The sequence below is a fragment of the Kitasatospora sp. NPDC096077 genome (assembly GCF_040303245.1).
Classification (GTDB): domain Bacteria; phylum Actinomycetota; class Actinomycetes; order Streptomycetales; family Streptomycetaceae; genus Kitasatospora.
This window is the reverse complement of the sequence record NZ_JBEOSV010000005.1, coordinates 80258-102939: the sequence shown is the minus strand read 5'-3', so window position 1 is coordinate 102939 and position 22682 is coordinate 80258. Positions and strand designations below refer to the sequence as shown.

Annotated in this window: 17 protein-coding genes; 4 read left to right on the top strand and 13 right to left on the bottom strand. The window is 74.1% G+C overall.

Going from position 1 to position 22682, the window contains the following annotated elements:
* Positions 1-122: 122 nt before the first annotated feature.
* Positions 123-812, bottom strand: a complete 690-nt coding sequence (locus tag ABTZ03_RS07360) for a M48 metallopeptidase family protein (protein ID WP_350511894.1) — start codon at positions 810-812, stop codon at positions 123-125.
* Positions 813-1136: 324 nt separating this feature from the next.
* Here ABTZ03_RS07360 and ABTZ03_RS07355 point away from each other — a divergent pair, with 324 nt between their 5' ends.
* Both ABTZ03_RS07355 and ABTZ03_RS07350 read left to right on the top strand, forming a co-directional pair.
* A complete protein-coding gene (locus ABTZ03_RS07355; RefSeq protein ID WP_350511893.1) occupies positions 1137-2225 on the top strand; it encodes a ThiF family adenylyltransferase in 1089 nt (362 codons plus the stop codon).
* A 488-nt stretch (positions 2226-2713) separates the two neighbouring features.
* Positions 2714-4132 (top strand): ABC1 kinase family protein, encoded by a 1419-nt coding sequence (locus ABTZ03_RS07350; protein ID WP_350511892.1) that lies wholly within the window; start codon positions 2714-2716, stop codon positions 4130-4132.
* Positions 4133-4276: 144 nt separating this feature from the next.
* Here ABTZ03_RS07350 and ABTZ03_RS07345 read toward each other — a convergent pair whose 3' ends face one another.
* From ABTZ03_RS07345 to ABTZ03_RS07330, 4 genes are all read right to left on the bottom strand, one after another.
* On the bottom strand, positions 4277-4678 hold the full coding sequence (locus tag ABTZ03_RS07345; RefSeq protein WP_350511891.1) for a putative WhiB-interacting protein: 402 nt from the start codon (positions 4676-4678) through the stop codon (positions 4277-4279).
* Positions 4675-5043, bottom strand: a complete 369-nt coding sequence (locus tag ABTZ03_RS07340) for a WhiB family transcriptional regulator (RefSeq protein ID WP_396243565.1) — start codon at positions 5041-5043, stop codon at positions 4675-4677. Before ABTZ03_RS07340 ends, ABTZ03_RS07345 begins: the two co-directional genes overlap by 4 nt.
* Positions 5044-5212: 169 nt before the next feature.
* The gene (locus ABTZ03_RS07335; protein WP_350511890.1) at positions 5213-5671 is read right to left on the bottom strand and encodes a hypothetical protein; all 459 of its coding nucleotides are present in this window, start codon (positions 5669-5671) and stop codon (positions 5213-5215) included.
* A gap of 306 nt (positions 5672-5977) precedes the next feature.
* The gene (locus ABTZ03_RS07330; RefSeq protein ID WP_502894403.1) at positions 5978-8245 is read right to left on the bottom strand and encodes an ATP-dependent DNA helicase UvrD2; all 2268 of its coding nucleotides are present in this window, start codon (positions 8243-8245) and stop codon (positions 5978-5980) included.
* A gap of 255 nt (positions 8246-8500) precedes the next feature.
* Between ABTZ03_RS07330 and ABTZ03_RS07325 the strand changes: the two genes are divergently transcribed.
* On the top strand, positions 8501-8758 hold the full coding sequence (locus ABTZ03_RS07325) for a mycoredoxin (protein WP_350506166.1): 258 nt from the start codon (positions 8501-8503) through the stop codon (positions 8756-8758).
* 25 nt (positions 8759-8783) lie between these two features.
* On the opposite strand, the gene ABTZ03_RS07320 is transcribed toward ABTZ03_RS07325, so the two are convergent.
* The 6 genes from ABTZ03_RS07320 to ABTZ03_RS07295 form a co-directional block, all read right to left on the bottom strand.
* Positions 8784-9623 carry a GntR family transcriptional regulator gene (locus tag ABTZ03_RS07320; protein WP_350511889.1) on the bottom strand — a complete coding sequence of 280 codons (840 nt, stop codon included), beginning with the start codon at positions 9621-9623 and terminating at the stop codon, positions 8784-8786.
* Between the two features lie 261 nt (positions 9624-9884).
* Positions 9885-10826, bottom strand: a complete 942-nt coding sequence (nudC, locus tag ABTZ03_RS07315) for an NAD(+) diphosphatase (protein ID WP_350511888.1) — start codon at positions 10824-10826, stop codon at positions 9885-9887.
* A 91-nt stretch (positions 10827-10917) separates the two neighbouring features.
* The gene (locus ABTZ03_RS07310; protein ID WP_350511887.1) at positions 10918-12321 is read right to left on the bottom strand and encodes a dipeptidase; all 1404 of its coding nucleotides are present in this window, start codon (positions 12319-12321) and stop codon (positions 10918-10920) included.
* A gap of 215 nt (positions 12322-12536) precedes the next feature.
* Positions 12537-15461 carry an FtsX-like permease family protein gene (locus ABTZ03_RS07305; RefSeq protein WP_350511886.1) on the bottom strand — a complete coding sequence of 975 codons (2925 nt, stop codon included), beginning with the start codon at positions 15459-15461 and terminating at the stop codon, positions 12537-12539.
* The gene (locus ABTZ03_RS07300) at positions 15458-16222 is read right to left on the bottom strand and encodes an ABC transporter ATP-binding protein (RefSeq protein ID WP_350511885.1); all 765 of its coding nucleotides are present in this window, start codon (positions 16220-16222) and stop codon (positions 15458-15460) included. Before ABTZ03_RS07300 ends, ABTZ03_RS07305 begins: the two co-directional genes overlap by 4 nt.
* A 176-nt stretch (positions 16223-16398) precedes the next feature.
* The gene (locus tag ABTZ03_RS07295; protein WP_350511884.1) at positions 16399-17028 is read right to left on the bottom strand and encodes a PadR family transcriptional regulator; all 630 of its coding nucleotides are present in this window, start codon (positions 17026-17028) and stop codon (positions 16399-16401) included.
* A 67-nt stretch (positions 17029-17095) separates the two neighbouring features.
* On the opposite strand from ABTZ03_RS07295, the gene ABTZ03_RS07290 reads away from it, so the two are divergent.
* On the top strand, positions 17096-18067 hold the full coding sequence (locus ABTZ03_RS07290) for an endonuclease/exonuclease/phosphatase family protein (RefSeq protein WP_350511883.1): 972 nt from the start codon (positions 17096-17098) through the stop codon (positions 18065-18067).
* Positions 18068-18086: 19 nt separating this feature from the next.
* Here ABTZ03_RS07290 and ABTZ03_RS07285 read toward each other — a convergent pair whose 3' ends face one another.
* Positions 18087-19274 (bottom strand): PP2C family protein-serine/threonine phosphatase, encoded by a 1188-nt coding sequence (locus ABTZ03_RS07285; RefSeq protein WP_350511882.1) that lies wholly within the window; start codon positions 19272-19274, stop codon positions 18087-18089.
* A 193-nt stretch (positions 19275-19467) separates the two neighbouring features.
* Complete coding sequence (locus ABTZ03_RS07280; RefSeq protein WP_350511881.1) at positions 19468-22680, bottom strand: ATP-dependent helicase; 3213 nt, start codon at positions 22678-22680, stop codon at positions 19468-19470.
* Positions 22681-22682: the final 2 nt, after the last annotated feature.

The following is a 22682-nucleotide window of genomic DNA, read 5'->3' as shown; positions in this document are numbered from 1 at the left end:
GGACTGAGGTGCGAGGCACCGAAGGGGGCGCGGACCGTTCGGTCCGCGCCCCCTTCCGTTTGCCCGCGTCGCCCGGCCCGCCGCCGGCCCGCCGCCGGCCCGCCCGCGCCACCTTGCCCGCGTCACCCGCAGGAAGCCGCCGGATCCGGCGGCGACGACGCACCGTGCCGGGCCCCCGGGATGTGCGGCAACCGGGCCGCCGACACCACACCCTCCAGATAACCGCGCGCCCGCTCCGTCCGCGGATAGGCCGCCAACAGCGCCCAGAACGCCGGACCGTGGTCCGGCACCAGCAGATGCGCCAGCTCGTGCAACAACACGTAGTCCAGCACGTACTCCGGCATGCCCTGCAGCCGGTGCGACAGCCGGATCGTCCCCTCACTGGGAGTGCAGGAGCCCCACCGCGAATTCTGGTTGGTCACCCAACGGACCTGCACCGGCTGGGCCCGACCGTCCAGATAGGCCGCCGACAGGTCCCGGGCCCGCGCCATCAGGGCGTCGTCCCCGAGGACCCGGCGGCGCTCCTGGGCGGCGAGCTTCTCCAGCATCTGCGCCACCCAGCGCTGCTCCTCGGCGTGCGACAACCGGGCCGGGATCAGCACCACGGTGCGGTCACCCTCGCGGTACGCGGAGACGGTACGGCTACGGCGGGCGCTGCGCCGCACCTCGACCCGACTGCGGTCGTGCGCCTCGGAGGAGGCGGCGGTGGCGGGCGGGTGCTGCGGTCGCGCCTGCTGCGCCTCGCGCGGCGTCTCGTGCGACTTCTCGCGCTGCTTCTCGTCCGGGCGCCCTCGTGTGCTCGGCGTCGCCATCTGTGACCCGGACGCTGCACGGGCACGCCGACGCGACACCGGTGGATGGGAGTCCCGCTCGGCTGCCATGGCACACGACGTTACCCGGAACCACTGACAGAAGTCCGGTGCCGTGGCCGAAATCTTTCATGGAGCGATCGGGAACGAAAGGCCGACGGGGAGTGTCCGGAAACCGACGCACGGAAGGATGGGCAGTTATCCACAGGGCACGCGAACAGATCTTGTGATCATGCTCCCGGACCTGTGGATAACTTTCCGCACGCCGTCGGCGCGATAGGGCATGCTGCGGTCAGCCGTCCGGAAACGATCGGAAGGGAGATCGTCGTGCGCCTCGTACTCAAGCCCGCCCTGTCCCGCAGCTGGCGGGACTCCGAGACCCTGCAGTTCGGCACCGTCACCCGGTACGCCGGGGTGCTCGGCAACGCCGACAAAACGCTGTGCGAATTCCTCGACCTGGTCGACGGAACGCGCGACCGGCCCGAGCTGCTGTCCGCCGGAGAACGGATCGGGCTCGGCCGGGAACCCACCGACACCCTGCTGAGCGAACTGGAGGAGACCGGACTGCTGGACGACGCGGAGGCGACCGACCGGGCGCTGTCCCGCTACCCGCTGCCCCACCGGGACCTGCTCGGGCCCGACCTCGCCTCACTGTCCCTGGTCCACTCCGGACCGGGCGCCGCACCGGCCGTCCTGGCCCGCCGGGCCGAGACCCGGATCGAAGTGCGCGGCGCGGGCCGGGTCGGCGCGGCCGTGGCGACGGTACTCGCCGCCGGCGGCACCGGGACGGTCACCGTGGCCGACAGCGGCCGGGTCCAGCCCGGCGACTGCTCGCCCGCGGGACTGCCACCCGCGGACGTCGGGCGGCTGCGCGCGACGGTCGCCCGGGAGGCGGTCCAACGGGCCGCGGGCCGCCCGCTGGTCCCGGTGCCGCGGAAGAAGACCGACGGCCCGCCGCCCGACTTCGTGGTCCTCGCGCCCCGGGACGGCAGCGCCGCCTTCGCGGGCGGGACGTACGAGGCCCGGCTGCTGCTCCGAGCCGGGGTACCGCACCTGTACGTCGGCGTGGTCGAGGAGTTCGGCATCGTCGGGCCGCTGGTGATCCCGGGCAGGTCCGCCTGCGGCCACTGCCTGGTGCTGCGGCGGGAGGACGAGGACGCGGCCTGGCCGCGGGTCCTGGCCCAGCTCGCGGACAAGGGCCCCGGCCGGGCCCGAACACCGGCCTGCGACACGGCCCTGGCGACGGCCGTCGCCGGACTGGCCGCGCTGCACGTCCAGGTGTACCTGGACGGCGGCCGGCCCCCGAGCGTCGACGGCTGGTGCGAGATCTCGGCAGGCGACGGCATGCCCCGCCGCCTGCGGCTGCGCGGACACCCGGACTGCGGCTGCCTGTGGCAGCCGCTGCCGCCGAACTGAGGAGGAGGGAGGAACGAGGAAGGTACCGGGCACGGGCCCGGCGGCCGCGGGGCTCAGCGGCCGCCTGACCCGGCGCCCGGACCGAGACGGGCGGAGCGCCCCCTGGGCGCGACACCTTGCCAGGTGAGCCCATGGCCAGGTGAGCCCATGGCCAGGTGAGCCCATGGCCAGGTGAGCCCATGGCCAGGTGAGCCCATGGCCAGGTGAGCCCATGGCCCGCGCCCTGCCTGGGGCAGGGCGCGGGCCGGGAGGAGCGGGAGTCGCGGTTCCGGAAGGTGCGGGCACGTGAGGTGGGTGGGCGGGCGGCGGGTGAGGTGGGAGGAGGAGGGCGGGTGGGGGGGTGGGGGGGAGGGGGCGGGCCCCCGGAACGTCAACAGCGCGGCCCGACCCCCCGTGAAATACCGGCGGCCGCAGCCCGCGAAGCGGGCACAATGGCCTAGTGATGGTGAGCCGTCCGGTGTCGGGGGGCCAGGGGAATGGAGGCCCGGGTGAGCGATCTTCCGCGCAAGGCAGTGACCCGCACGGCACGGCTCGCCGCCCTGCCGCTGGGGATAGCCGGTCGTGCCACGCTCGGGCTGGGCAAGCGCATCGGCGGCCGGTCGGCCGAGGTGGTGACGGCCGAACTGCAGCAGGCCACCGCCGATCAGCTGTTCAAGGTCCTCGGTGAGCTCAAGGGCGGGGCAATGAAGTTCGGGCAGGTGCTGTCCGTCTTCGAGGCCGCACTGCCCGAGGAGGTCGCCGGCCCGTACCGGGCCGCACTCACCAAGTTGCAGGACGCCGCTCCCCCGATGCCCGCCGCCAAGGTGCACACCGCGCTCGCCCAGCGGCTCGGCGACAGTTGGCGCGAGCTGTTCCTGGAGTTCGACGACCGTCCGGCGGCGGCCGCATCGATCGGCCAGGTGCACCGGGCGGTCTGGCACGACGGCAGACAGGTCGCGGTCAAGGTGCAGTACCCGGGAGCGGGCGACGCGCTGCTCGCCGACCTCTCCCAGCTGAGCCGGGTCGCCTGGCTGCTCGGCCCGCTGATCCCCGGGCTGGACATCAAGCCGCTGATCACCGAGCTGCGCGAGCGCGTCTCGGAGGAGCTGGACTACGAACTGGAGGCCCAGGCCCAGCGTCGGCACGCCGAGGAGTTCGCGGGCGACCCGGACATCGTGGTGCCGGGCGTGGTGGCGCAGGCCGACCAGGTACTGGTCACCGAGTGGATGGACGGCACCCCGCTGGCCGAGGTGATCGCGAACGGCACCCAGGAGGAGCGCGACCGCGCCGGCCGGCTGCTGGCCCGTTTCCTGTTCGCCGGCCCGTCCCGGACCGGTCTGCTGCACGCGGACCCGCACCCGGGCAACTTCCGGCTGCTGAAGGACGAGGGCCCGGCCGAGGGCTGGCGGCTGGGCGTGCTGGACTTCGGCACCGTGGACCGGCTGCCGGGCGGGCTGCCCGCCCCGATCGGGGCCTCGCTGCGGATGGCCCTGGACGGGGACGCGGCGGGCGTGCTGAAGATGCTGCGCGAGGAGGGCTTCGTGAAGCCCTCGATCCAGTTGGACCCGGACGCGGTGCTGGACTACCTGCGGCCGATCATCGAGCCGGCCGCGGTGGACAACTTCCACTTCACCCGGACGTGGATGCGCGCCCAGGCGGCCCGGATCGCCGATCCGCGTTCGCCCGCCTACAACCTGGGCAAGCAGCTGAACCTGCCGCCCGCGTACCTGCTGATCCACCGGGTGACGCTGAGCACCATCGGGGTGCTGTGCCAGTTGGGCGCCAAGGCACCGTTCCGCGCCGAGATGCTGGACTGGCTGCCCGAGTTCTCCGGCGAACGGCCGACGAAGCCGGCGAAGGCGCCCCGGCAGGGCACGGCGGCCAAGCAGGCCAAGTCGGCGACACAGGCCAAGCCCGCCCGCCCCTGACCCACCGGCCGTCGCTCCCCGCCGGGCCCACCAGGCGCCCACCGACGACAACGGCCGCAGGCCGCTCCCCGCGAACGGGGGGCGGCCTGCGGCACGACGGGGGTCAGTCGGATCGGCGCGCTGACGCGCCTGCTGCGGGAGCGGCTACATCAACGCGACGGCGATCGCCTTGCGGGCCCGCAGCGAGGCCCGCTCGGCCCGCTGCCGGAGCTTGCGCGCCCGGGCGACCCGGCTGACGAGGCGTTGTTCCTCGGCCTCGTGGAGCCTGTCTTGCATATGGGCACGGGCCAGGGATTCATGCAGAAGTTGCATTTCGAGGGTCCTGTTCTGGATCTGAAGTTCGGTGGTCTGCTCAGCGCGGACGGTGGGATCGATGGCGGCGGGGGTCATGTGGTGGTCCTGCTCGTGGTGCGTGCTCGGAAATGGGATGGTGCGGGCTGCTGCGTCGGCCTTGGCGGCGGCGAGCCGTACGGATCGGCGGAGGGCGCTGTCCAGCGGGGGCTGCTCTCCCCGGCGGACGGCCCTGGCTTCGTGGGCCGGGTTCACGCCATGACCTCGGTCTTGCGCGGACGCCCACGCGGCCGCTTGCGGGCCACGACGACACCCTGGACGAACAGCTCGCCACCCCAGACGCCCCACGGCTCGCGACGCTCCAGGGCGCCGGCCAGGCAGACCTCCTTCACCGGGCAGGTGCCGCAGAGGGACTTCGCGTACTCGACGTCGGCGGGCGTCTCGGCGAAGAAGACCTCGGGGTCGAAGGCGCGGCAGGGGATGGGGAGACCAAGCGCCTCGGCCTGCTCGATCGAGTTGAGCTGCATGAACGGAACCTCCGGGGGGTCGGCCTGGTCGGCCTTGGTGATCTGGCTTGTCGGCGGTACGGACGGGATGGGCGGCGTGATGACCGTGGACACTGTGGGCGTCTTCTCTCGTCTTCTCAGTGGTTCCGGCCCAGTGGACTGGTGGTGCTGGGCCGGAGGCCCCGGAGGGCCTGGGTGGTCTTGCGTACCGGACAAAACAGAAGGGCCGCGGATCCCGGTGTGACGGGTTCCGCGGCCCTGGAGGTGCCGACCTGAGGCTGACTCAGGTTCGTTCTCTCCAGGGTTCAGGCCCGCGGAAGGCCCGCATCCGGACGGCCTTGGCGCCGTTGAAGGCGGCCATGGCCTGGTTAATCTGCTGCTCGTTCTGCTTCTGGGCGTTTCCGGCACCGAGGGCCTGCGCATAGTCGCCATGCATGGCGGCGATTACGACTGACTTCGGTGCCTGGAGCGGTCGCTCATCGCACTCGGGACGCGACGCGGCGACCGACACCCAGCCACGGGACAGACCGGTCTCGACAACGGAGCCTTCGACACTCCTGCCGTCCGTGAGGCACAGATCAGTGTGTCCAAGACCACTGACAACGGAGGCGACGGAGACACCGGTGGCGTCGAGACCCAGACCGGTTCCACCGAGCTCGGCGAGCGCCCGCAGACGGGCGGCACGCAGGGAGGCAGCGACAACGGTCTGGCCAGTCATTTTGGTGATCATGATGTTTCCCACTGTCTTCGCCTCCTCTCGGCGTCTCGCGGAGCCTGGTTCCCCTGGCTCCGAATGTTCGGATGTCTGTCTCGGTGTAGCTGTGTGGCGAGGGGGATCGGCACAGGTTTCACCCCGTGCGACCGCGTCCCCTTGACCGCTCCGGCAGGCTATTGCGCTCCCGGTACGCCGCGCAAACTATTTTTCACGCGAGTTCACGCGACGCCATCGACGGTGCGGTCCGCGCGGTGTCGCACGGCCGTCGCCGCGACGTTCCGCAGCGGCTGTTGAAGTCCCCCGAGCAGTCCCCTGGACCGCGCCCGTGCCGGCTCACGCCGGATCGACCGGACCGTCGTCCTCGACGCCGTCCGGACCCTCCTCGGGCTCCTCCCCCGCACACAACGAGAGCACGGCTGCCCCGTACTTGTCCAGCTTCATGGCACCGACCCCCGAGATCAGGGCCAGTTCCTGGCGGCTGGCGGGCACGTCCTCGGCGATCGCCATCAGCGTCGCATCGGTGAACACCACGTACGCCGGGGCGCCCTGTTCCTTGGCCTGCCGGGCCCGCCATTCGCGCAGCCGTTCGTACAGCCCCTCGTCCATGGTGGACGGGCAGCCCTCGCAGCGGCGCAGTTTGCGTTCGACGGCGTCGGTGAGCGCCCGGTCGCAGACCCGGCACTTGACCGGGCCGCGGACCCGTCGGGCGGCCGAGCGCTCGCCGGGCTCGACGCTCCCCCGGCCGCCGCGCGCGCCGCTGCGTGCGCCGGGGGCGGCGGAACCGGGGCGCAGTCCGTCCATGAAGCGGCTGGGCTTGCGGGAGGCGCGGCCGCCCGGGGAGCGGGAGAGGGCCCAGGAGAGGCTGAGGTGTTTGCGGGCGCGGGTGACGCCGACGTAGAGGAGGCGGCGCTCCTCCTCGATCTGTTCGTCGGTCTTGGCGTAGATGATCGGCATGGTGCCCTCGGTGAGGCCGACCAGGAAGACGGCGTCCCATTCGAGGCCCTTGGCGGCGTGTAGGGAGGCGAGGGTGACGCCTTCGACGGCGGGGGCGTGCTGGGCCGCGGCGCGGGCGTCGAGCTCGGCGACGTAGGCGGCGAGGTCGGTGGTCAGGCCCTCGGCGGTGCGGGTGCGCTCGAACTCCTCGGCGAGCCGGACCAGGGCGGCGAGGGATTCCCAGCGGTCCCGGACGGCGCCGGAGCCGGCCGGCGGTTCGGGGGTGAAGCCGCGGCTGGCGAGGACGGCGCGGACCTGGCCGGCGAGGTCGGGGGCGCCGGCGGTGAGCGGGTCGTCGGCGGCGCGGGCGGCGCCGCGCAGCAGGACGCCGGCGTCGCGGACCTCGGGCCGTTCGAAGAACCGTTCGGCGCCCTTGAGCTGGTAGGGCACGCCGAGGTCGGCGAGGGCCTGTTCGTAGACCTCGGACTGGCCGTTGGTGCGGAACAGGACGGCGATCTCGCTGGCGCGCACGCCGGCGGCGAGGAGGTCCTTGATCCGGCGGGCGGTGGTCTCGGCCTCGGTGGGTTCGTCCTCGTACTCGGTGTAGACCGGTTCGGGGCCGGCCTCGCGCTGGGAGACGAGTTCGAGGCGGTGCCGGGCGGCCTCGCCGCGGGCCTGGGCGAGGAGTCCGTTGGCGAGGTGGACGACCTGGGGGGTGGAGCGGTAGTCGCGGACGAGCTTGACCACGGTGGCCTGGGCGTGGCGGCTGCGGAAGTTGAGCAGGTAGTCGGGGGTGGCGCCGGTGAAGGAGTAGATGGTCTGGCTGGCGTCGCCGACGACGCAGAGGCTGGCGCCGCCGTCGGGGCCGGTCCACTGGTCGAGCAGGCGCTGCTGGAGCGGGGAGACGTCCTGGTACTCGTCGACGGTGAAGTGCCGGTACTGGCTGCGGACCTGCTCGGCGATGTCCGGGCGGTCCTCCAGGATGGCGGCGGTGAGGAGTAGGACGTCCTCGAAGTCGATGCTGCCGCGGCGGGTCTTGGTCTCCTCGTAGACGCGGTAGACCTGGGCCGTCTCGGCGGGGTCGCGGGGGGCTTCGCGGCCGGACTTGGCGACGGCGGCGGGGTAGTCCTCGGGAGCGGTCTGGGTGACCTTGGCCCATTCGATCTCGGCGGTGAGGTCGCGCAGTTCGGTGCGCTGGACGCGCAGCCCGCAGCGGCCGGCGGCTTCGGCGACGAGCTGGACCTTGCGTTCGAGGAGCTGGGGCACCGGGCCGCCGACGGCGCGGGGCCAGAAGTACTGGAGCTGGCGCAGGGCGGCGGAGTGGAAGGTGCGGGCCTGGACGCCCTCGGCGCCGAGCTGGCGCAGTCGGCCGCGCATCTCGCCGGCGGCGCGGGCGGTGAAGGTGACGGCGAGGACCTGGGCCGGGTGGTAGACGCCGCTGCGCACGCCGTAGGCGATGCGGTGGGTGATGGCGCGGGTCTTGCCGGTTCCGGCGCCGGCGAGGACGCAGACCGGGCCGTGCAGGGCGGTGGCCACGGCGCGCTGTTCGGGGTCGAGCCCGGCGAGCACGGCGTCGGGGCCGGTGGCGGCGACGGGGTCGGCCCAGGGGGAGCCGTGGGGACCGTCGTACGGGCTGCCGCTCAAGAGGTCTTCCTGCATGCGTTCCATCCTCTCAGCCCGGGCGGACAACCGGGGCGGGGTTGTCCACAGGCCCGGTGTGATCGCAGGATGATCGCTCCGCATGCTGTCCGACCACGCCCCGCAGGGGCTGCCCGACCGTGTCCGGAAGGACCGTCCGACCGTGGTCCGAAGTGCTGCCCGGTCGCGGCTCGAACCTTCCGACGGCATGCCGGAATGCCTGCCGCGCGGTGGACGTTGCGGCTGTGAGAACGTACGAACCCCTCTTCCGAAGGAGCCCCCTCGATGTCCGGCACCGTGACGATGTACAGCACGACCTGGTGTGGTTACTGCAACCGGCTCAAGAGCCAGCTGGACCGTGAAGGCATCGGCTACACCGAGATCAACATCGAGGAGGACCCGGCGTCGGCGGCGTTCGTCGAGTCGGTGAACGGCGGCAACCAGACGGTGCCGACGGTGCTGGTCCAGCCGGTGGGCGGCGGCGAGCAGGTCGTGATGACCAACCCGAGCCTGATCCAGGTCAAGAAGGCCCTGGCGGCCTGACGCGACGGTACGGGGTCGGCGTGCCTCACGGCGCGTCGGCCCGGGCGGGGTCCACGGGGGTGGCGGGGGCGGGCAGGGTGGTGCGCGCGCCGAGGTCGCCGATGCCGTAGACGAGCCGGCTGCGGTCGGCGGAGTAGCGGGTCTCGATGACCCGGACGGGGCCGCGCCGGTCGTAGGTGACCCGGGTCTGGACCACCAGCGGGACGCCGGGGCCGCCCTGGAACCACTGGGCCTCCTCGGGGCCGGGCATCCGGGCGACGAGGTGGTCGACGGCCCCGATCTCGGTGCGGCCGAGGGTGGCGAGGACGGCTTCGTCGCCGCCGTCGACGGGGTCGGGTTCCATCAGCGGGGTGCCGGCGGCGAGTCCGGCCCGGTAGTGGCTCTCCTCGATGGAGTACGGCTCCCGGTCGAGCAGGCGCAGCTGGCGGCGGACGACGATGGCCTCGCCGGGGCGCAGTCCGAGGCGTTCGGCGATGTCCACCCGGGCCCGGACGATCATCATCTCGAAGTCGGTGCTGAGTTCGCGTCCGGCGTCGGCGGCTTCGCCGAGGTAGACGGCGGCGGGTGCGGCGAGGCAGTCGCGCGGTGCGGGGGGCAGGGTCGGCCCGTAGGCGCGGTGGTCGAGCACGGGGTGTTCGCGCAGGTAGGTGCCCTTGCCCTGGAGGCGGACCAGGCGGCCTTCGTTGACCAGGACGTCGACGGCGAGCCGGACGGTGTTGCGGGCGACGCCGTACTGGCGTTCCAGTTCGCTCTCGACCGGCAGGGCGGCGTCGGCGGTGAACTCGCCCTCGGCGATCCGGCGGCGCAGGTCGGCGGCGAGGCGCTGGTATTTGGGGGATTGGGCGGTGCCCCGGGGGATTGTCACCCGAGTGAATGTAGCGAGCGCGGTGACACGGTTTCAGCCGTTTCCGGCAATGTCGTCCGGGCGGGTCGGCGGTGGGGGTTCCGGGGTGCGCTGCGCTAGCAGAACTGGCCCGTCCGGCCACGAACAGCCGGTCGTGAGGGGTTCGGGAAGGGCTTGGAAAGGAATTCGGGGGCGCGCGGCATAAACCACGCGCCCCCGATGTCGCGGAGCCGCCCGAACCGGCCGGGAAACGTCCGGATCGGCCGGGAAATTCGTACAGGATTACCAGCGCGCCGCCGCGGGCAGCGGCTCGCCGTACCAGAGTTCGACCAGGTGGCGGGCGATCGAGATGCCGGAGGGCGGCAGGATCTCGCCGGCCTCCATCCCGGCCCGCAGTTCCTCGCGGGAGAACCAGCGCGCCTCGGCCAGTTCCTCGCCGTCCACGGTGATCTCGGTGCCGCCGGGCACCGCCTTGCCGGTGAAACCGAGCATCAGGCTGGACGGGAACGGCCAGGGCTGGCTGGCGACGTAGCGGACCTCGCCGACCCGCACCCCCGCCTCCTCCTGCACCTCGCGGGCGACCGCCTGCTCGATCGACTCCCCCGGCTCGACGAAGCCGGCCAGGGTGGACCAGCGGCCCTCCGGCCAGAGCGCCTGGCGGCCGAGCAGGCAGCGGTCCTGCTCGTCGGTGATCACCATGATCACCGCCGGGTCGGTGCGCGGGTAGTGCTCGGCCGCGCAGGAGGTGCAGCGCCGCACGTGCCCGGCGCCGGCCTTCTCGGTCGGGTGGCCGCAGCGCGAGCAGAAGCTGTGCAGCCGGTGCCAGTGCTCCAGGGCGACGGCGTGCACCAGCAGCCCGGCGTCGCGGTCGGACAGCAGCGCGCCGACCTCGCGCAGTCCGGCCGGGCGGGCGTCGCCGTCCAGCCGGCCGGGCAGGCTCTCGCCGGCCAGCGCGAAGTAGGAGACGCCGTCCTGGTCGGTGCCGAGGAAGTAGCGGTCCCCGGTCTGCGGCGCCTCGAAGGAGGGCAGCAGGACGAGTTCGGTGCCCTCGGCGGTGTCGACCACGAAGGCCTCGCCGCCGGCGATCGGCAGCACCCGGGTGGTGGGGTGGCTCCAGGCGGCCGCCAGCCAGGGCTCGTCGAACCGGTGCTCGGCCGCCCGGTCCACCCCGGCCCTGGCGAGGGCCAGGGCCCGCGGACGCTCGGTCTCAGGCACGGTGCTCACGTCGTTCCATCCCCACGTGGTGAATCATCCGGATGAGTGATCTGACTGCCATGGTGCGAAAGCGGGCGCGAGAACGGGCTCGGAAGCCCGCTCACGCGCCGGGCCGGAAGTTCTCGGCCAGGTCGCCCCACAGGTAGGCGGCGGTCTCGACGCCCTTGGCCAGCAGGTCCAGTTCGACCTTCTCGTTGACCGAGTGCCAGCCGTCCGAGGGCACCGAGACGCCGAGGAACAGCACCGGCGCGCCGAGCACGTCCTGCAGGTCGGCCGCGGGGCCGGAGCCGCCCTCGCGGGTGAAGAGGATCTTCTGCTCGAAGGCCCGGCCCATCGCGCGGACGACGGACTCCAGCGCCGGGTGGTCCAGCGGGGTCAGGCAGGGCCGGGTGACCCCCGGGAAGACCAGCTCGTACCGGACGCCCTCGGGGACCCGCTCGGCGATCCAGGCCCGGACCGCCTCGCGGACCTGCTCCACCTCCTGCCCGGCGACCAGCCGGAAGGACAGCTTGAGGTGGGCCGAGGACGGCACGATGGTCTTTCCGCCGGGGCCGGTGTAGCCGCCCCAGATGCCGTTGACCTCGGCGGTCGGCCGGGCCCAGACCCGCTCCAGGGTGGAGTACCCGGCCTCGCCGCGGGTGCCGTACGACTTGGCGACGCGCAGCCACTGCGCCTCATCGAAGGGCAGTTCGGCGAAGAGTTCGCGCTCGCGCTCGGTGAGCTCCACGACCCCGTCGTAGAAGCCCGGGATGGCGACCCGGCGGTCGGCGTCGTGCAGGCCGGCGGCCAGCTCGGCCGCGACCTGGGCCGGGTTGGGGACGGCGCCGCCGAAGGAGCCGGAGTGGATGTCGGTGTCCGGCCCGTACAGGTCGAGCTGGGCGTCGGCGAGGCCGCGCATGCCGGTGCACACGGTCGGCGTGGTCTCGGACCACATGCCGGTGTCGGAGATGACGACCACGTCGGCGGCCAGTCGGGCGGCCTCGCGCCGGACCAGGTCGGCGAAGTTCGGCGAGCCGGACTCCTCCTCGCCCTCGACCAGCAGCTTGAGGTTGACGGCCGGCGCGGTGCGGCCGGTGGCGTCCAGGTGGGCGCGCACGCCGAGGGTGTGGAAGAACACCTGGCCCTTGTCGTCGGCCGCGCCGCGCGCGTACAGCCGGCCGTCGACCACGGTGGGGGTGAACGGCTCGGTGTCCCAGCCGTCCTCCTTGGCGGCGGGCTGCACGTCGTGGTGCCCGTAGACGAGGACGGTCGGCGCGGACGGGTCCCCGGACGGCCACTCGGCGAACACCGCCGGCAGCCCGTCGGTCTCCCACACCTCGGCCACCGGGAAGCCGGTGTCGCGCAGCTTGGCGGCCAGCCAGTCGGCGGAGCGGCGCACGTCGCCGGCCCGCTCCGGGTCGGCGGAGACCGACGGGATGGCCAGCCATTCGCCCAGGTCGGCGAGGAAGGCGGCCTGGTGGCGGCCGATGAAGGAGCGGACGGCGCTGTCCGGGGTTCTCGTCATACCGACGACTGTAGTTCGCCCGTGCGGGTGCCCGCCCCGGCCGTCCGCTTGCCGGGCGCGGTCGGGGCTGTAACCTCCATCACCCCCGCGGACCTCCGCCACCCCCGCCGACCTCCGGCAACGTCCCGCGTCCCGCCACCGCCACCGCCAGCCGACGGCCGGCACCCCCGCCACCGCGGAACGGCGGGCGGGGGTGCCGGGGGTGCCGGTGCGGCTCAGCCGGTACGGCGCAGCAGCGAGATCCGCGAGCGGGTGAGCAGCGCGGCCAGGCCCGCCGCGATCAGCGGCAGCACCACGACGGTGGCGGCGACGGTGGGCCAGGGGAAGACCACGGACGACTTCACGGCGATCTCCTCCGGGGACATCCCGGGGAAGCTGGCCGCCTGGCCCTGGACCTTGCGCAGGGCCACCGCCGGCAGGACGCCGCAGACGGCGCCGAGCACGGTCCCCATGGCGGCGATCACCCCGCACTGGAAGCCGGAGAGCGAGCGCCGGATGCGCGGTTCGGCGCCGACCGCGGCGAGGGTGGTCAGGTCGCGCTGGGAGTCGGCGGCGGCCAGTCCGGTGGCGATGCCGGCGGCGCCGAGGGCGACCAGGGCGGCGAAGCCGGACAGGCCGAGGCCGATCAGGCCGGCCCGGGACTGGTAGCCGCGCTCGACCGTGAACCGGACCTGCTCGCTGACCTTGGACAGCGCGCCGTTGGTCTTCTGCTCGGCGCCGTCGGTGGGCGCGCTCTCGGGCAGCCAGACCGAGCCGGCCGGGCGGGTGCCCAGGCCGAGCCGGGTGGCGGTGTCCGGGCTGAGCACGGCCTGGCCGGAGGCCGGGACGGTGGCGGACGCGAGGACGGCGTCGACGGCGTGCTCGGTGCGCACCTGCTTGGGCCTGGTGGCGCTGGGCGCGTTGTAGTCGACCGGGTCGTCGGTCTCGACGATGACCTTGCCGTCCTTGATGTAGCGGGGGTCGAAGACGACGGCCTTGCCCGCGGCGAGGGCCTGGCCGATGGCCGGGTCGGTGACGCCGAACAGGTTGTGCAGCAGGGTGGCGTCGCCGACCGTGAGGGAGCTGAAGTGGTTGCCCCCGCGCGAGTGGGTCTGGCAGCGCTGGTCGGCCTTCATCATCCGGGTGATCTCCTCCTCGGAGCGCGCCGGGTCGCCGTCGAAGGCGGGGCAGCGCAGTTCCTTGGGGAGTTCGATCTGGACGAAGCCGCAGGGCGCCCCGCCGGAGCAGTCGCCCTTGTAGGTGACCCGGGAGACGTCGGCGCGCGGGCCGATGTTCGGCATGGTGCGTTCGACGGTGTCGCGCAGCTGGGGCAGCAGCTTGCTGTCGGTGTCGGACATCCAGCCGCCGAGCATGACGGCTCCGGCGGGGCCGGAGGCGACGTACTCGCGGCGCTGCTGGTCGTCGTAGCTGGCCAGGTAGATGCTGACCGCGACGGAGCCGGCGACGGCGGCCATCACGGCGGCGACGGCGGGTGCGGTGCGGCCGCGGTGGCGGACGGAGTCGCGCAGGGCGAGCCGGGGGCCGAGCGAGAGCCAGCGGCCGAGCTTGCCGAACAGGCCGACCAGGTACGGGGTGAGGGCGACCATGCCGAGTTCGGCGACGGCGGAGCCGCCGAGGACGGCGAGGCTGCGGCTGGCGAAGCCGCTGGTGGCGCCGAGCAGGGCGAGGGCGGTGCCTCCGGCGAGCATCAGCAGGCCGAGCAGGGCGAGCTTGCGGCTCGGGGGCTTGAGCGAGTCGCGGCCGGTGAGCGCGGAGACGACGTCCTGGCGGGAGGCCTGGACGGCGGGGACGACGGCGGCGAGCAGTCCGGTGACCAGGCCGACCAGGAGCACGCCGAGCAGGTCGAGGGGCTGCAGGTTGAAGTGGCCGAAGCGCTGGCCGGCGTAGTCCTCGGCCTGGGTGCGCAGCAGGGCGACCAGGGCGACGCCGAGGGCCAGTCCGATGGCGGCGCCGGTGACGCCGAGGACGATGCCGCCGCCGAGGACGACCGCGCGGACGTTGCCGCGGTCACCGCCGGCCGCGGCGAGCAGGCCGAGCTGCCGCCGGGAGCGCCGGGCCCCGACGGCGAAGGCGGGGCCCGCGAGGAGCACGATCTCCAGCAGGGCCATGCCGGCGACGGTGGCGAGGATGACGACGGAGGTGCGGTCGAAGAAGGAGGTCCCGGAGCCGCCGAAGCGCTTGTCCACTTCGACGTAGTAGGGGACGTCGGCGCGGGCGGGCGGGTCGAGCAGGACGGTGCGGGAGGCGACGGTGAAGCCGTAGCCGTTGAACTCGGTGACCTTGGCCCAGTCGAGGGTGGTGCCGGCGGGGAGCTTGACCAGCCAGCGGGTGGCGGTGTCGGGGGTCGCGGCGGGGTTGCGGCCCTGGTTGGCGGCGGTGGTGCGGCCCTCGCCCTGGCCGGGGTCGGCGGCCGGGTTGCGGCCCTGGCCGGCGGCGAGTGGTGCGACCAGGGCGCCGGGGCGGGCGATGAGTTCGGTGCTCTTGAGGTCGCCGGGGTGCTCGACGGCGCCGGTGATGGTGAAGGGGGTGGATTCCAGTCCGCGCACGGTGGTGCGGTCGCCGACCTTGAGGCCGGAGCGGTTGAGGAACTCGCGGGTGACGGCGACCTCGTGGTCGTCGGCGGGGGCGCGGCCCTGGACCAGGTCGACCCGGCCGTTCCAGATCGGGTCGGTCAGGTCGGCTTCGCTGGTCTGGGTGGTGAGCAGTCCCTCGGTGCTGCTGGCGGCGGTGCTGGGACCGGTGTGTTCGGGTATCAGCGTGGCGCCGGGCGGGAGCAGCTCTTGGACCAGCTTGAGCGGTTCGGTGTCGAGGGAGCGCTGCTGGGCGGGGTTGTAGACGGGGGCGGCGCCGTCCTTGGCCGTGTACTTGGGGTTGTCGGTGAGGGTGCCGTCGTCGGGGTTGGGGGCCTGCTTGACGGTGGAGCCGCGTTCGTTCAGGTCGATCTCGGCGTCGGCCCGGCCCATGATCCGCACGACGCGTTCGGCGGGTTCGAGGGTGGAGCTGCGGTAGAACACGTCGGCGCCGGTGACGCCGAGGACGGGCAGGGCGACCATGGCGATCACCAGGGCGCTGCGGCCCTTGGCACGCAGGGCGTCACGGCGGGCGATGCGCAGGGCGACCCGCCAGGCGCTGAGCTTCACTCGTCCACCTTCGCGCTGTTGGTGGCGGCGGTGACGAGCAGGCTGGCGGCGTCCTGGCTGACGGACTCGTCGACCATCCGGCCGTCGCGCAGGAACACCACGCGGTCGGCCCAGGCGGCGTGCCGGGCCTCGTGGGTGACCATCATCGCGGCGGCGCCGGCGTCGCAGCGGGCGCGCAGCACGGCGAGGACGGCCTCGCCGGTGGTGGAGTCGAGGGCGCCGGTGGGTTCGTCCGCGAGGACGAGGCGGCGGTCGCCGATCAGGGCGCGGGCGATGGCGACGCGCTGCTGCTGGCCGCCGGACATGTCGTCGGGGAAGCGGTCGGCGAGCTCGGGGATGCCGAGTTCCTCCAGGGCGGCGAGGGCTTCGCGGCGGGCGGCGCGGGCGGACAGGCCGTCGAGTTCGCGCGGCAGCGAGATGTTCTCGGCGGCGGTGAGGGCCGGGATCAGGTTGTAGTCCTGGAAGACGTAGCCGACGGAGCGGCGGCGGACCTGGGCGAGCTTCTTGCGGGCGAGTCCGCCGATGGCGACGCCCTCGACCAGGACCTGTCCGGTGGTCGGGGTGTCGAGGCCGCCGGCGAGGGTGAGCAGGGTCGACTTGCCGGAGCCGGACGGGCCCATGACGGCGACGAACTCGCCGGGGTGGACCTTGAGGTCGACGCCGCGCAGGGCCTGGACCTCGGCGGCCCCCTGGCCGTGGACGCGGGTGACGTTCTCCAGGTGCAACACGGGTGTCTGCCGGGGCTGTTGGGTGTGGGACACGGTTCCCCCCTCAGTGCTGGGTACGGGTGCGGCGCCGCGGGGCCGACCGGGTGCGGTGGCGCGGTCGCGGCGGCGGGCGGTTCGGGTGGCCGATGGCGGCCGGTGTGGGTCCGAGCGCGGCCGGTGGCGGCCGGGTGCGGGTCCCGCGGTGCCCTGCCGGGCCTGCGGGGTGCGGGTCAGGCGTTGCTGCGGCGGCCGAGCCGCTTGGGTTTCGCGGCGCCGTCGCGGGCGGCCTCGGCGGCGCGGGCCTGCTGGAGTTCGGCCTGTTGGGCGAGCCGGGTCTCGCAGTGGTCGAGCCAGCGGATCTCGGCCTCGGTCTGGAAGATCAGCTGGTCGAGGACGAGCAGCCAGGCGAGTTCGTTGCTCTCGGAGGGCACCGTGCCGGGTCTGGTCTCGCCGGCCAGGGCGCGGCCCTTGAGCCGGGTGTAGTCCTGGAGGGCCTTGATGCTGTGCCGGCGCTGGCCCTGGACGACGGCGGAGACGTCGACCCCGGGGACGGTCACCGCCATGGCGAGTTTGATCGCCAGTTCGTCGCGCGGGGGGTTGGTCCGGGGCACCGGGGTGTCGAACCAGGACCGCAGTTCGCTGCGGCCGGCGTCGGTGGCGGCGTAGAACTGGTGGCCCTCCTCGTCCTCACCGGCGGGCTCGACCAGGCCGTCGCGCTCCAGTCGGGACAGGGTGGTGTAGACCTGCCCGACGTTGAGCGGCCAGGTGGCGCCGGTGCGCGCCTCGAACTCGGTGCGCAGCTGGTAGCCGTAGCGGGGGCCCTGGTCGAGCAGGGCGAGCAGACCGTGGCGGATGGACATACTCAGTATGTATACCCGGTATGCCCGACGGCCTCAAGCCGCGCGTCCTCCGGTACCGTCGTGCGGTGTGAGCCAGCTGCGCATCGCCACCTTCAATCTGTTGCACGGTCAGCCGCTCGGCCCGGACGGGGCACCGCGGCCCTACCCGGCGGACCCGGGCGCGCCGTTGGCGCAGGCGGTGGCCGCGCTGGACGCCGACGTGCTGGCCCTCCAGGAGGTGGACCGGCACCAGCCGCGCTCGGGCGGCACCGACCAGGCGGCGGTGGCGGCCGCGGCGATGGGCGCGACCGACTGGCGCTTCGCCGCCGCGCTGCACGGGCGCCCCGCGCCGGTGGCCGGCTGGGTGCCGGAGCCGTCCGGGCCGAGCGGGCTGCGGGTGTACGGGCCGGGCGAGGTGGGCGACGACGCCCCGCCCTCGTACGGGACGGCGCTGCTGACCCGGCTGCCGGTGCGGCACTGGCGGGCCCGGCGGTTCGCCCCGGCGCCGTTCGGGCTGCCGCTGCGGGTGGCCGGGCGGCGCGGGCTGACCCCGGTGCCGGACGAGCCGCGGGCGGCGCTGGCGGCGGTGCTGGAGGGCGAGCGCGGGCCGTTCACCGTGGTGGCCGCGCACCTGTCCTTCGTGCCGGGCTGGAACATGGCGCAGCTGGCCGGGATCCGGCGCTGGATCGCCGACCTGCCGCAGCCCTACCTGGTGCTGGGGGACTTCAACCTGATCGGCGCGGTGCCGCGCACGGTGCTGGGCGGGGCGACGGCGCTGGAGCGCACCGCGCCGCGGGCGCGGGTGCGGGAGCTGCGGGCGGCCCGGCGGGCCCGGCCGGTGCTGGCGGAGCCGCGCCGGCGGCGGGTGCGCGAGCCGCGGGCCCGGCTGCAGGGCTGGTACGACCTGGCGCGGACGCCGACCTACCCCGCGCACCGGCCGGCGGTGCAGTTCGACCACGTGCTGGCGGTGGGGGTGCCGCGCGCGGCGGTGGGCCCGGCGGCGGCGCCGCACGCCGGGGTGTCGGACCACCGGCCGCTGCTGGTCCGGGTGTCGCTGTGACGCCGACCGGTCTCAGCGGCTAGCGGTTCGTCAGGACACCGGCCTGCTGGGGCAGATGGGCGATGGCGGGCGGGGTCGGGTCGTACTGCAGGAGCAGCATCGCCGCGTCGTCGCCGAGTTGGCGGCCGACATGGCGCACCACGTCCTCGTGCAGGCGCTGGAGGACGTCCGCGGGGCGGCCGTCGGCGCAGCACGGGAAGCGTTCGGCGAGCGGGTAGAAGGCGCCGGAGCGGTTGCGGGCCTCGATCACCCCGTCGGTGAACAGCAGGATCCGGTCGCCGCCGTGCAGCGGCACCCGGTGCACCGGGGGGCGTACGTCGGCCGGGTCGAGGACGCCCAACGGCGGTACGGTCTCGGCGAGTTCGAGCGGGTGGACGGCGCCGCCGCGGAGCAGCAGCGGCGCCGGGTGGCCGCAGTTGACGAGTTCGGCGGTGCCGTCCGGCCCGACGCCGATCAGCACGAGGGTGACGAACTCCTCCTCCACGCCCGGGTGCTCGTTCTCGTGCAGGGCGCGGTCGAGGCTGACGGCCAGCCAGCCGGCCACCCGGTCGAGGGCGGGTTCCTGGTGGGCGGCCTCGCGGAAGGCGCCGAGCACGGCGGCGGCGGTCTCGACCGCGCCGAGGCCCTTGCCGCGCACGTCGCCGACCACGGCCCGGACGCCGTGCCGGGTGTTGACGACCTCGTACAGGTCGCCGCCGATCCGGGCATGGGCGGCGGCGGCCTCGTAGTGGACGGCGGCGCGCACGCTGCCGACCCGTTCGGGGACGGGCCGCAGCAGCACCCGGCGGGCGATCGAGGCGACCAGTTGGGCGTCGGCCAGGGCGCGTTCCTGACGCAGCCGCAGGGTGGCGCTGACCCAGCCGATCGTGGCGACCAGCAGGATCGCGATCACGCTGGCGGCGTGCACGGACTCGCCGAGGGAATCGCTGCGGAAGGCCATCAGGAAGGCCGCCGCCTCGGTGCACAGGCCGATGGCGAGCGGGTACCAGGTGCGGTGGCTGACCACGGCGGCCAGCGCGGGTACGGCGGTGAGGGCGGGTTCGACCGTCACCTCGGTGCCGCTGAGGAAGTCGAGGGCGACGATCAGCGCCATGCCGATGAAGGGCAGCGCGAGCGCCGTCCTCGGCCAGGTGCCGGTCGTGCCCGGAGCGGGTCGTCCCGGGGTCGGCCCGGTGAACCGCTCTCTGATCCATCCGGTCGCGCTCAACGTCGGTCTCTCCAGCAGAAGACGCCGGTGCCGTGGGCACCTGCGGCGATGACTGAGGGTTAGGGAATGCGGGCCTCGCTGGCGGCCGGAGCACGGGGGTTGACCGGTTACCGACCCCACAATAGGCGCGAAACGTGCACGACGCACAGGTTTCGGGCGTCGGCGCGATGACTTGGGTGCTCTGGGTGACTCATTAGTCACTGTTCCCGATCAGGAGCCGTTCCAACTCTTTTCGGCCGGGAAGTCCTGCCGGACGCACGATCCGTCCGCTGCGGACGTACAGGAACGACGCCGTGACCTGCTCGGGATCAACGCCCGCCTGCTCGGCCCAGGCCAGCCGGTAGACCGCGAGCTGCAACGGGTCGGCGGTCTCCTCCCGATGGGTCTTCCAGTCCACCACTTCGTAGCGTGACGCACCACCGGATTCCGTCAGCCCGTCACCCTCGCGGTAGACCGCGTCGATCCGGCCGCGCACCACCCGCCCCGCGAGCACCAGTTGGAACGGCGCCTCGACCCGGTGCGGCCGGCGGTGGGCGTACGGGGTGCGCAGGAACGCCTCCTTGAGCCGTTCCAGGTCCTGCTCGTCCTCGATGCCGTCGTCGTCGGCGCCGGGCAGCGCGCCGGGTTCGATCAGCAGCAGCGGCTCGATCCGGGACTGCACCCAGGCGTGGAAGCGGGTGCCGCGCCGGGCGGCGGGCTGCGGGGGGCGCGGCATCGGGCGGGCCAGGTCGTGCGCGAAGCCGTCCGGATCGGCGGCCAGCCGCAGCAGTTGGGTGGCGGACAGCGCGGGCGGCAGCGGCACCTCGCGGGCGGTGCGCCGGGAGCGCTCCAACTCGCCGAGCAGCGCGGTCAGGTCGCGGTCCCAGGAGGCGACCTGGCGCTGGTCCTCGGCGGCCATCGGCTCCGGTTCGGGGGCGGGCGATCCGGCCAGGCGGGCGCGCACCACCTCGGCGACCCGTCGGCGGGCGTGCTGGGCGGCCGGGTCCAGCGGCAGCGGCCAGGGGCGTTCGACGGCGGCGGCCAGCGCCGGGTTCTCGGCGCCCTGCTCCGGCCGCCCGGCCCAGTGCTCGACCTCGCCGGCGCCGGGCTGCTCGCAGTGGGCGCGCAGCTGCTCCAGGAAGACGGACGGGCCGCGGACGCTCTTCTGGCTCGGTCCCCACCAGTGCCCGGAGGCCAGCAGCAGCGACCGGGGGCGGGTGAACGCGACGTAGCCGAGCCGCAGTTCCTCGGTGCCGGAGTGCTCGGCCAGCTCCTTGCGGAACGCGGCCATGGACTTGGCGTTCCAGCCGCCGCGCACGTCGGGCAGGGTGGCGGCGTCACCGCGCAGCGCGTGCGGGAGCACCCGCTTGGTGCTGGTCCAGCGTTCGCGCGCGGTGCCGGACGGGAAGGCGCCCTTGACCAGACCGGGGACGGCCACCACGTCCCACTCCAGGCCCTTGGACTTGTGGGCGGTGAGCACCTTCACGGTGTCCTCGCCGCCGGGCAGGCTGCTGTCCAGGCCGCGCTCGTACTCCTGGGCGGCGCGCAGGAAGCCGAGGAAGGCGGCCAGGCCCGGGTCGCCGTCCAGATCGGCGAAGGAGGCGGCGACGTCCAGGAAGGCGTGCAGGGTCTCCCGCCGGCGGGCGGCCAGCGCCTGCGGGGAGGCGGCGAGTTCGACCTCCAGGCCGGTGACGGTGAGCACCCGGTGCAGCACGTCCATCAGCGGGTCGGCGAGCGAGCGGCGCAGGTCGCGCAGTTCGGCGGCGAGCCGGGCGAAGCGCACCCGGGCCTCGGCGGAGAACGGCAGGTCGTCGTCGCTCTTCTCGGAGTCGAGGAAGGTCTCCAGCGCGTCGGCCAGCGAGACCACCTCGGTGGGGTCGGCCTCGGCGACGGCCGCGGCCAGCGCCTCCACGCCCTCGGGCCGTTCGGTGCGCACCAGTTCGGCGGCGCGGCGGCCGAGCAGGGCGAGGTCGCGCGGGCCGATCCGCCAGCGCGGGCCGATCAGCAGCCGCACCAGGGCGGCGTTGGCGGTCGGGTCCTGGAGCACCTCGCAGACCGCCACCAGGTCGGCCACCTCGGGCAGTTGCAGCAGCCCGCCGAGGCCGACCACCTCGACCGGCACCTCGCGGGCGACCAGCGCGGCGTGGATGTCCGGGAAGGCCGCGCCGCCCCGGCACAGGACGGCGATCCGGCCGGGCGCGGTGCCGGTGCGCACCAGGTGGGCGATCGAGTCGGCGAGCCAGTCGACCTCCTCGGCGTGGGTGGGCAGCAGCGCGGCCCGCACGAAGCCGTCGAGTTCGGCGCCGGGGGCCGGGCGCAGCGCCTCGACGCCCTCGTGCACGGCGCGCAGCGGGGCGGCGAGCTCGTTGGCGAAGGCGAGCAGCCGGCCGCCGCTGCGGCGGTTCTCGCTGAGCGCGTAGCGGTCGGCGGGGCGGCCGTCGGCCTTCGGGAAGTGCCGGGGGAAGTCGTCGAGGTTGGCGACGGAGGCGCCGCGCCAGCCGTAGATGGCCTGGCAGGGGTCGCCGACGGCGGTGACCGGGTGGCCCGGGCCGGGCTGGTCCGGGCCCGCGCCGAACAGGCCGGCCAGCATCAGGCGCTGGGCGACCGAGGTGTCCTGGTACTCGTCCAGCAGGACGACCCGGAACTGGCCGCGGAGCAGTTCGCCGACCTCGGGGCGCTGCTGGGCGAGGCGGGCGGCGGCGGCTATCTGGTCGCCGAAGTCCATCAGTCCGGCGGCCCGCTTGCGGCGGCGGTAGTCCTCGACCAGGCGCAGCAGTTCCAGCCGGGCGCGGGCGGTGGCGGGGACGGCCCGCAGGTCGTCGTTGGTGAGCTTGACGCCGGCGAGGGTGTCGAGCAGTTCCTCGTCGTGGGCGCGCAGGGTGGCGGGTTCGACCAGGTGCTCGGCGAGTTCGCCGTCCAGGGCGGTCAGGTCGGCGACCAGGTTGGCGAAGGTGCCGGTGAGGGCGGGGAAGGGGCCGCGGGCGGTGCGCAGCACCTTGGCGGCGAGCTGGAAGCGGGTGGCGTCGGCGAGCAGCCGGACGTCGGGTTCGATGCCGATCCGCAGGCCGTGTTCCTTGAGCAGGCGGCCGGCGAAGGCGTGGTAGGTGGAGATCTCGGGTTCACCGAGCGGTTCGGCCTCGTCCCGGTCGGCGACGCCGGCCCTCAGCAGGGCGGTGCGGACGCGTTCGGCGAGTTCGCCGGCGGCCTTGTTGGTGAAGGTGAGGCCGAGCACCTCCTCGGGGCGTACGGCGCCGGAGCCGACCAGCCAGACCACCCGGGCGGCCATCACGGTGGTCTTGCCGGAGCCGGCGCCGGCCACGATCACGGCCGGGGCGAGGGGGGCGCCGATGGCCGCCATCTGCTCCCGGTTGAACGGGATGCCCAGCAGCTCCTTGAGCTGGTCGGGATGGCTGAGCACGGCGGTCACCC

What these genes read in the sequence shown, in the direction of transcription:
- ABTZ03_RS07330 (WP_502894403.1), bottom strand. Translation starts at nt 8,245, where the DNA reads ATGGAACGCATGCAGGAAGACCTCTTGAGCGGCAGCCCGTACGACGGT.
- ABTZ03_RS07360 (WP_350511894.1), bottom strand. Translation starts at nt 812, where the DNA reads ATGGCGACGCCGAGCACACGAGGGCGCCCGGACGAGAAGCAGCGCGAG.
- ABTZ03_RS07295 (WP_350511884.1), bottom strand. Translation starts at nt 17,028, where the DNA reads ATGTCCATCCGCCACGGTCTGCTCGCCCTGCTCGACCAGGGCCCCCGC.
- ABTZ03_RS07310 (WP_350511887.1), bottom strand. Translation starts at nt 12,321, where the DNA reads ATGACGAGAACCCCGGACAGCGCCGTCCGCTCCTTCATCGGCCGCCAC.
- ABTZ03_RS07325 (WP_350506166.1), top strand. Translation starts at nt 8,501, where the DNA reads ATGTCCGGCACCGTGACGATGTACAGCACGACCTGGTGTGGTTACTGC.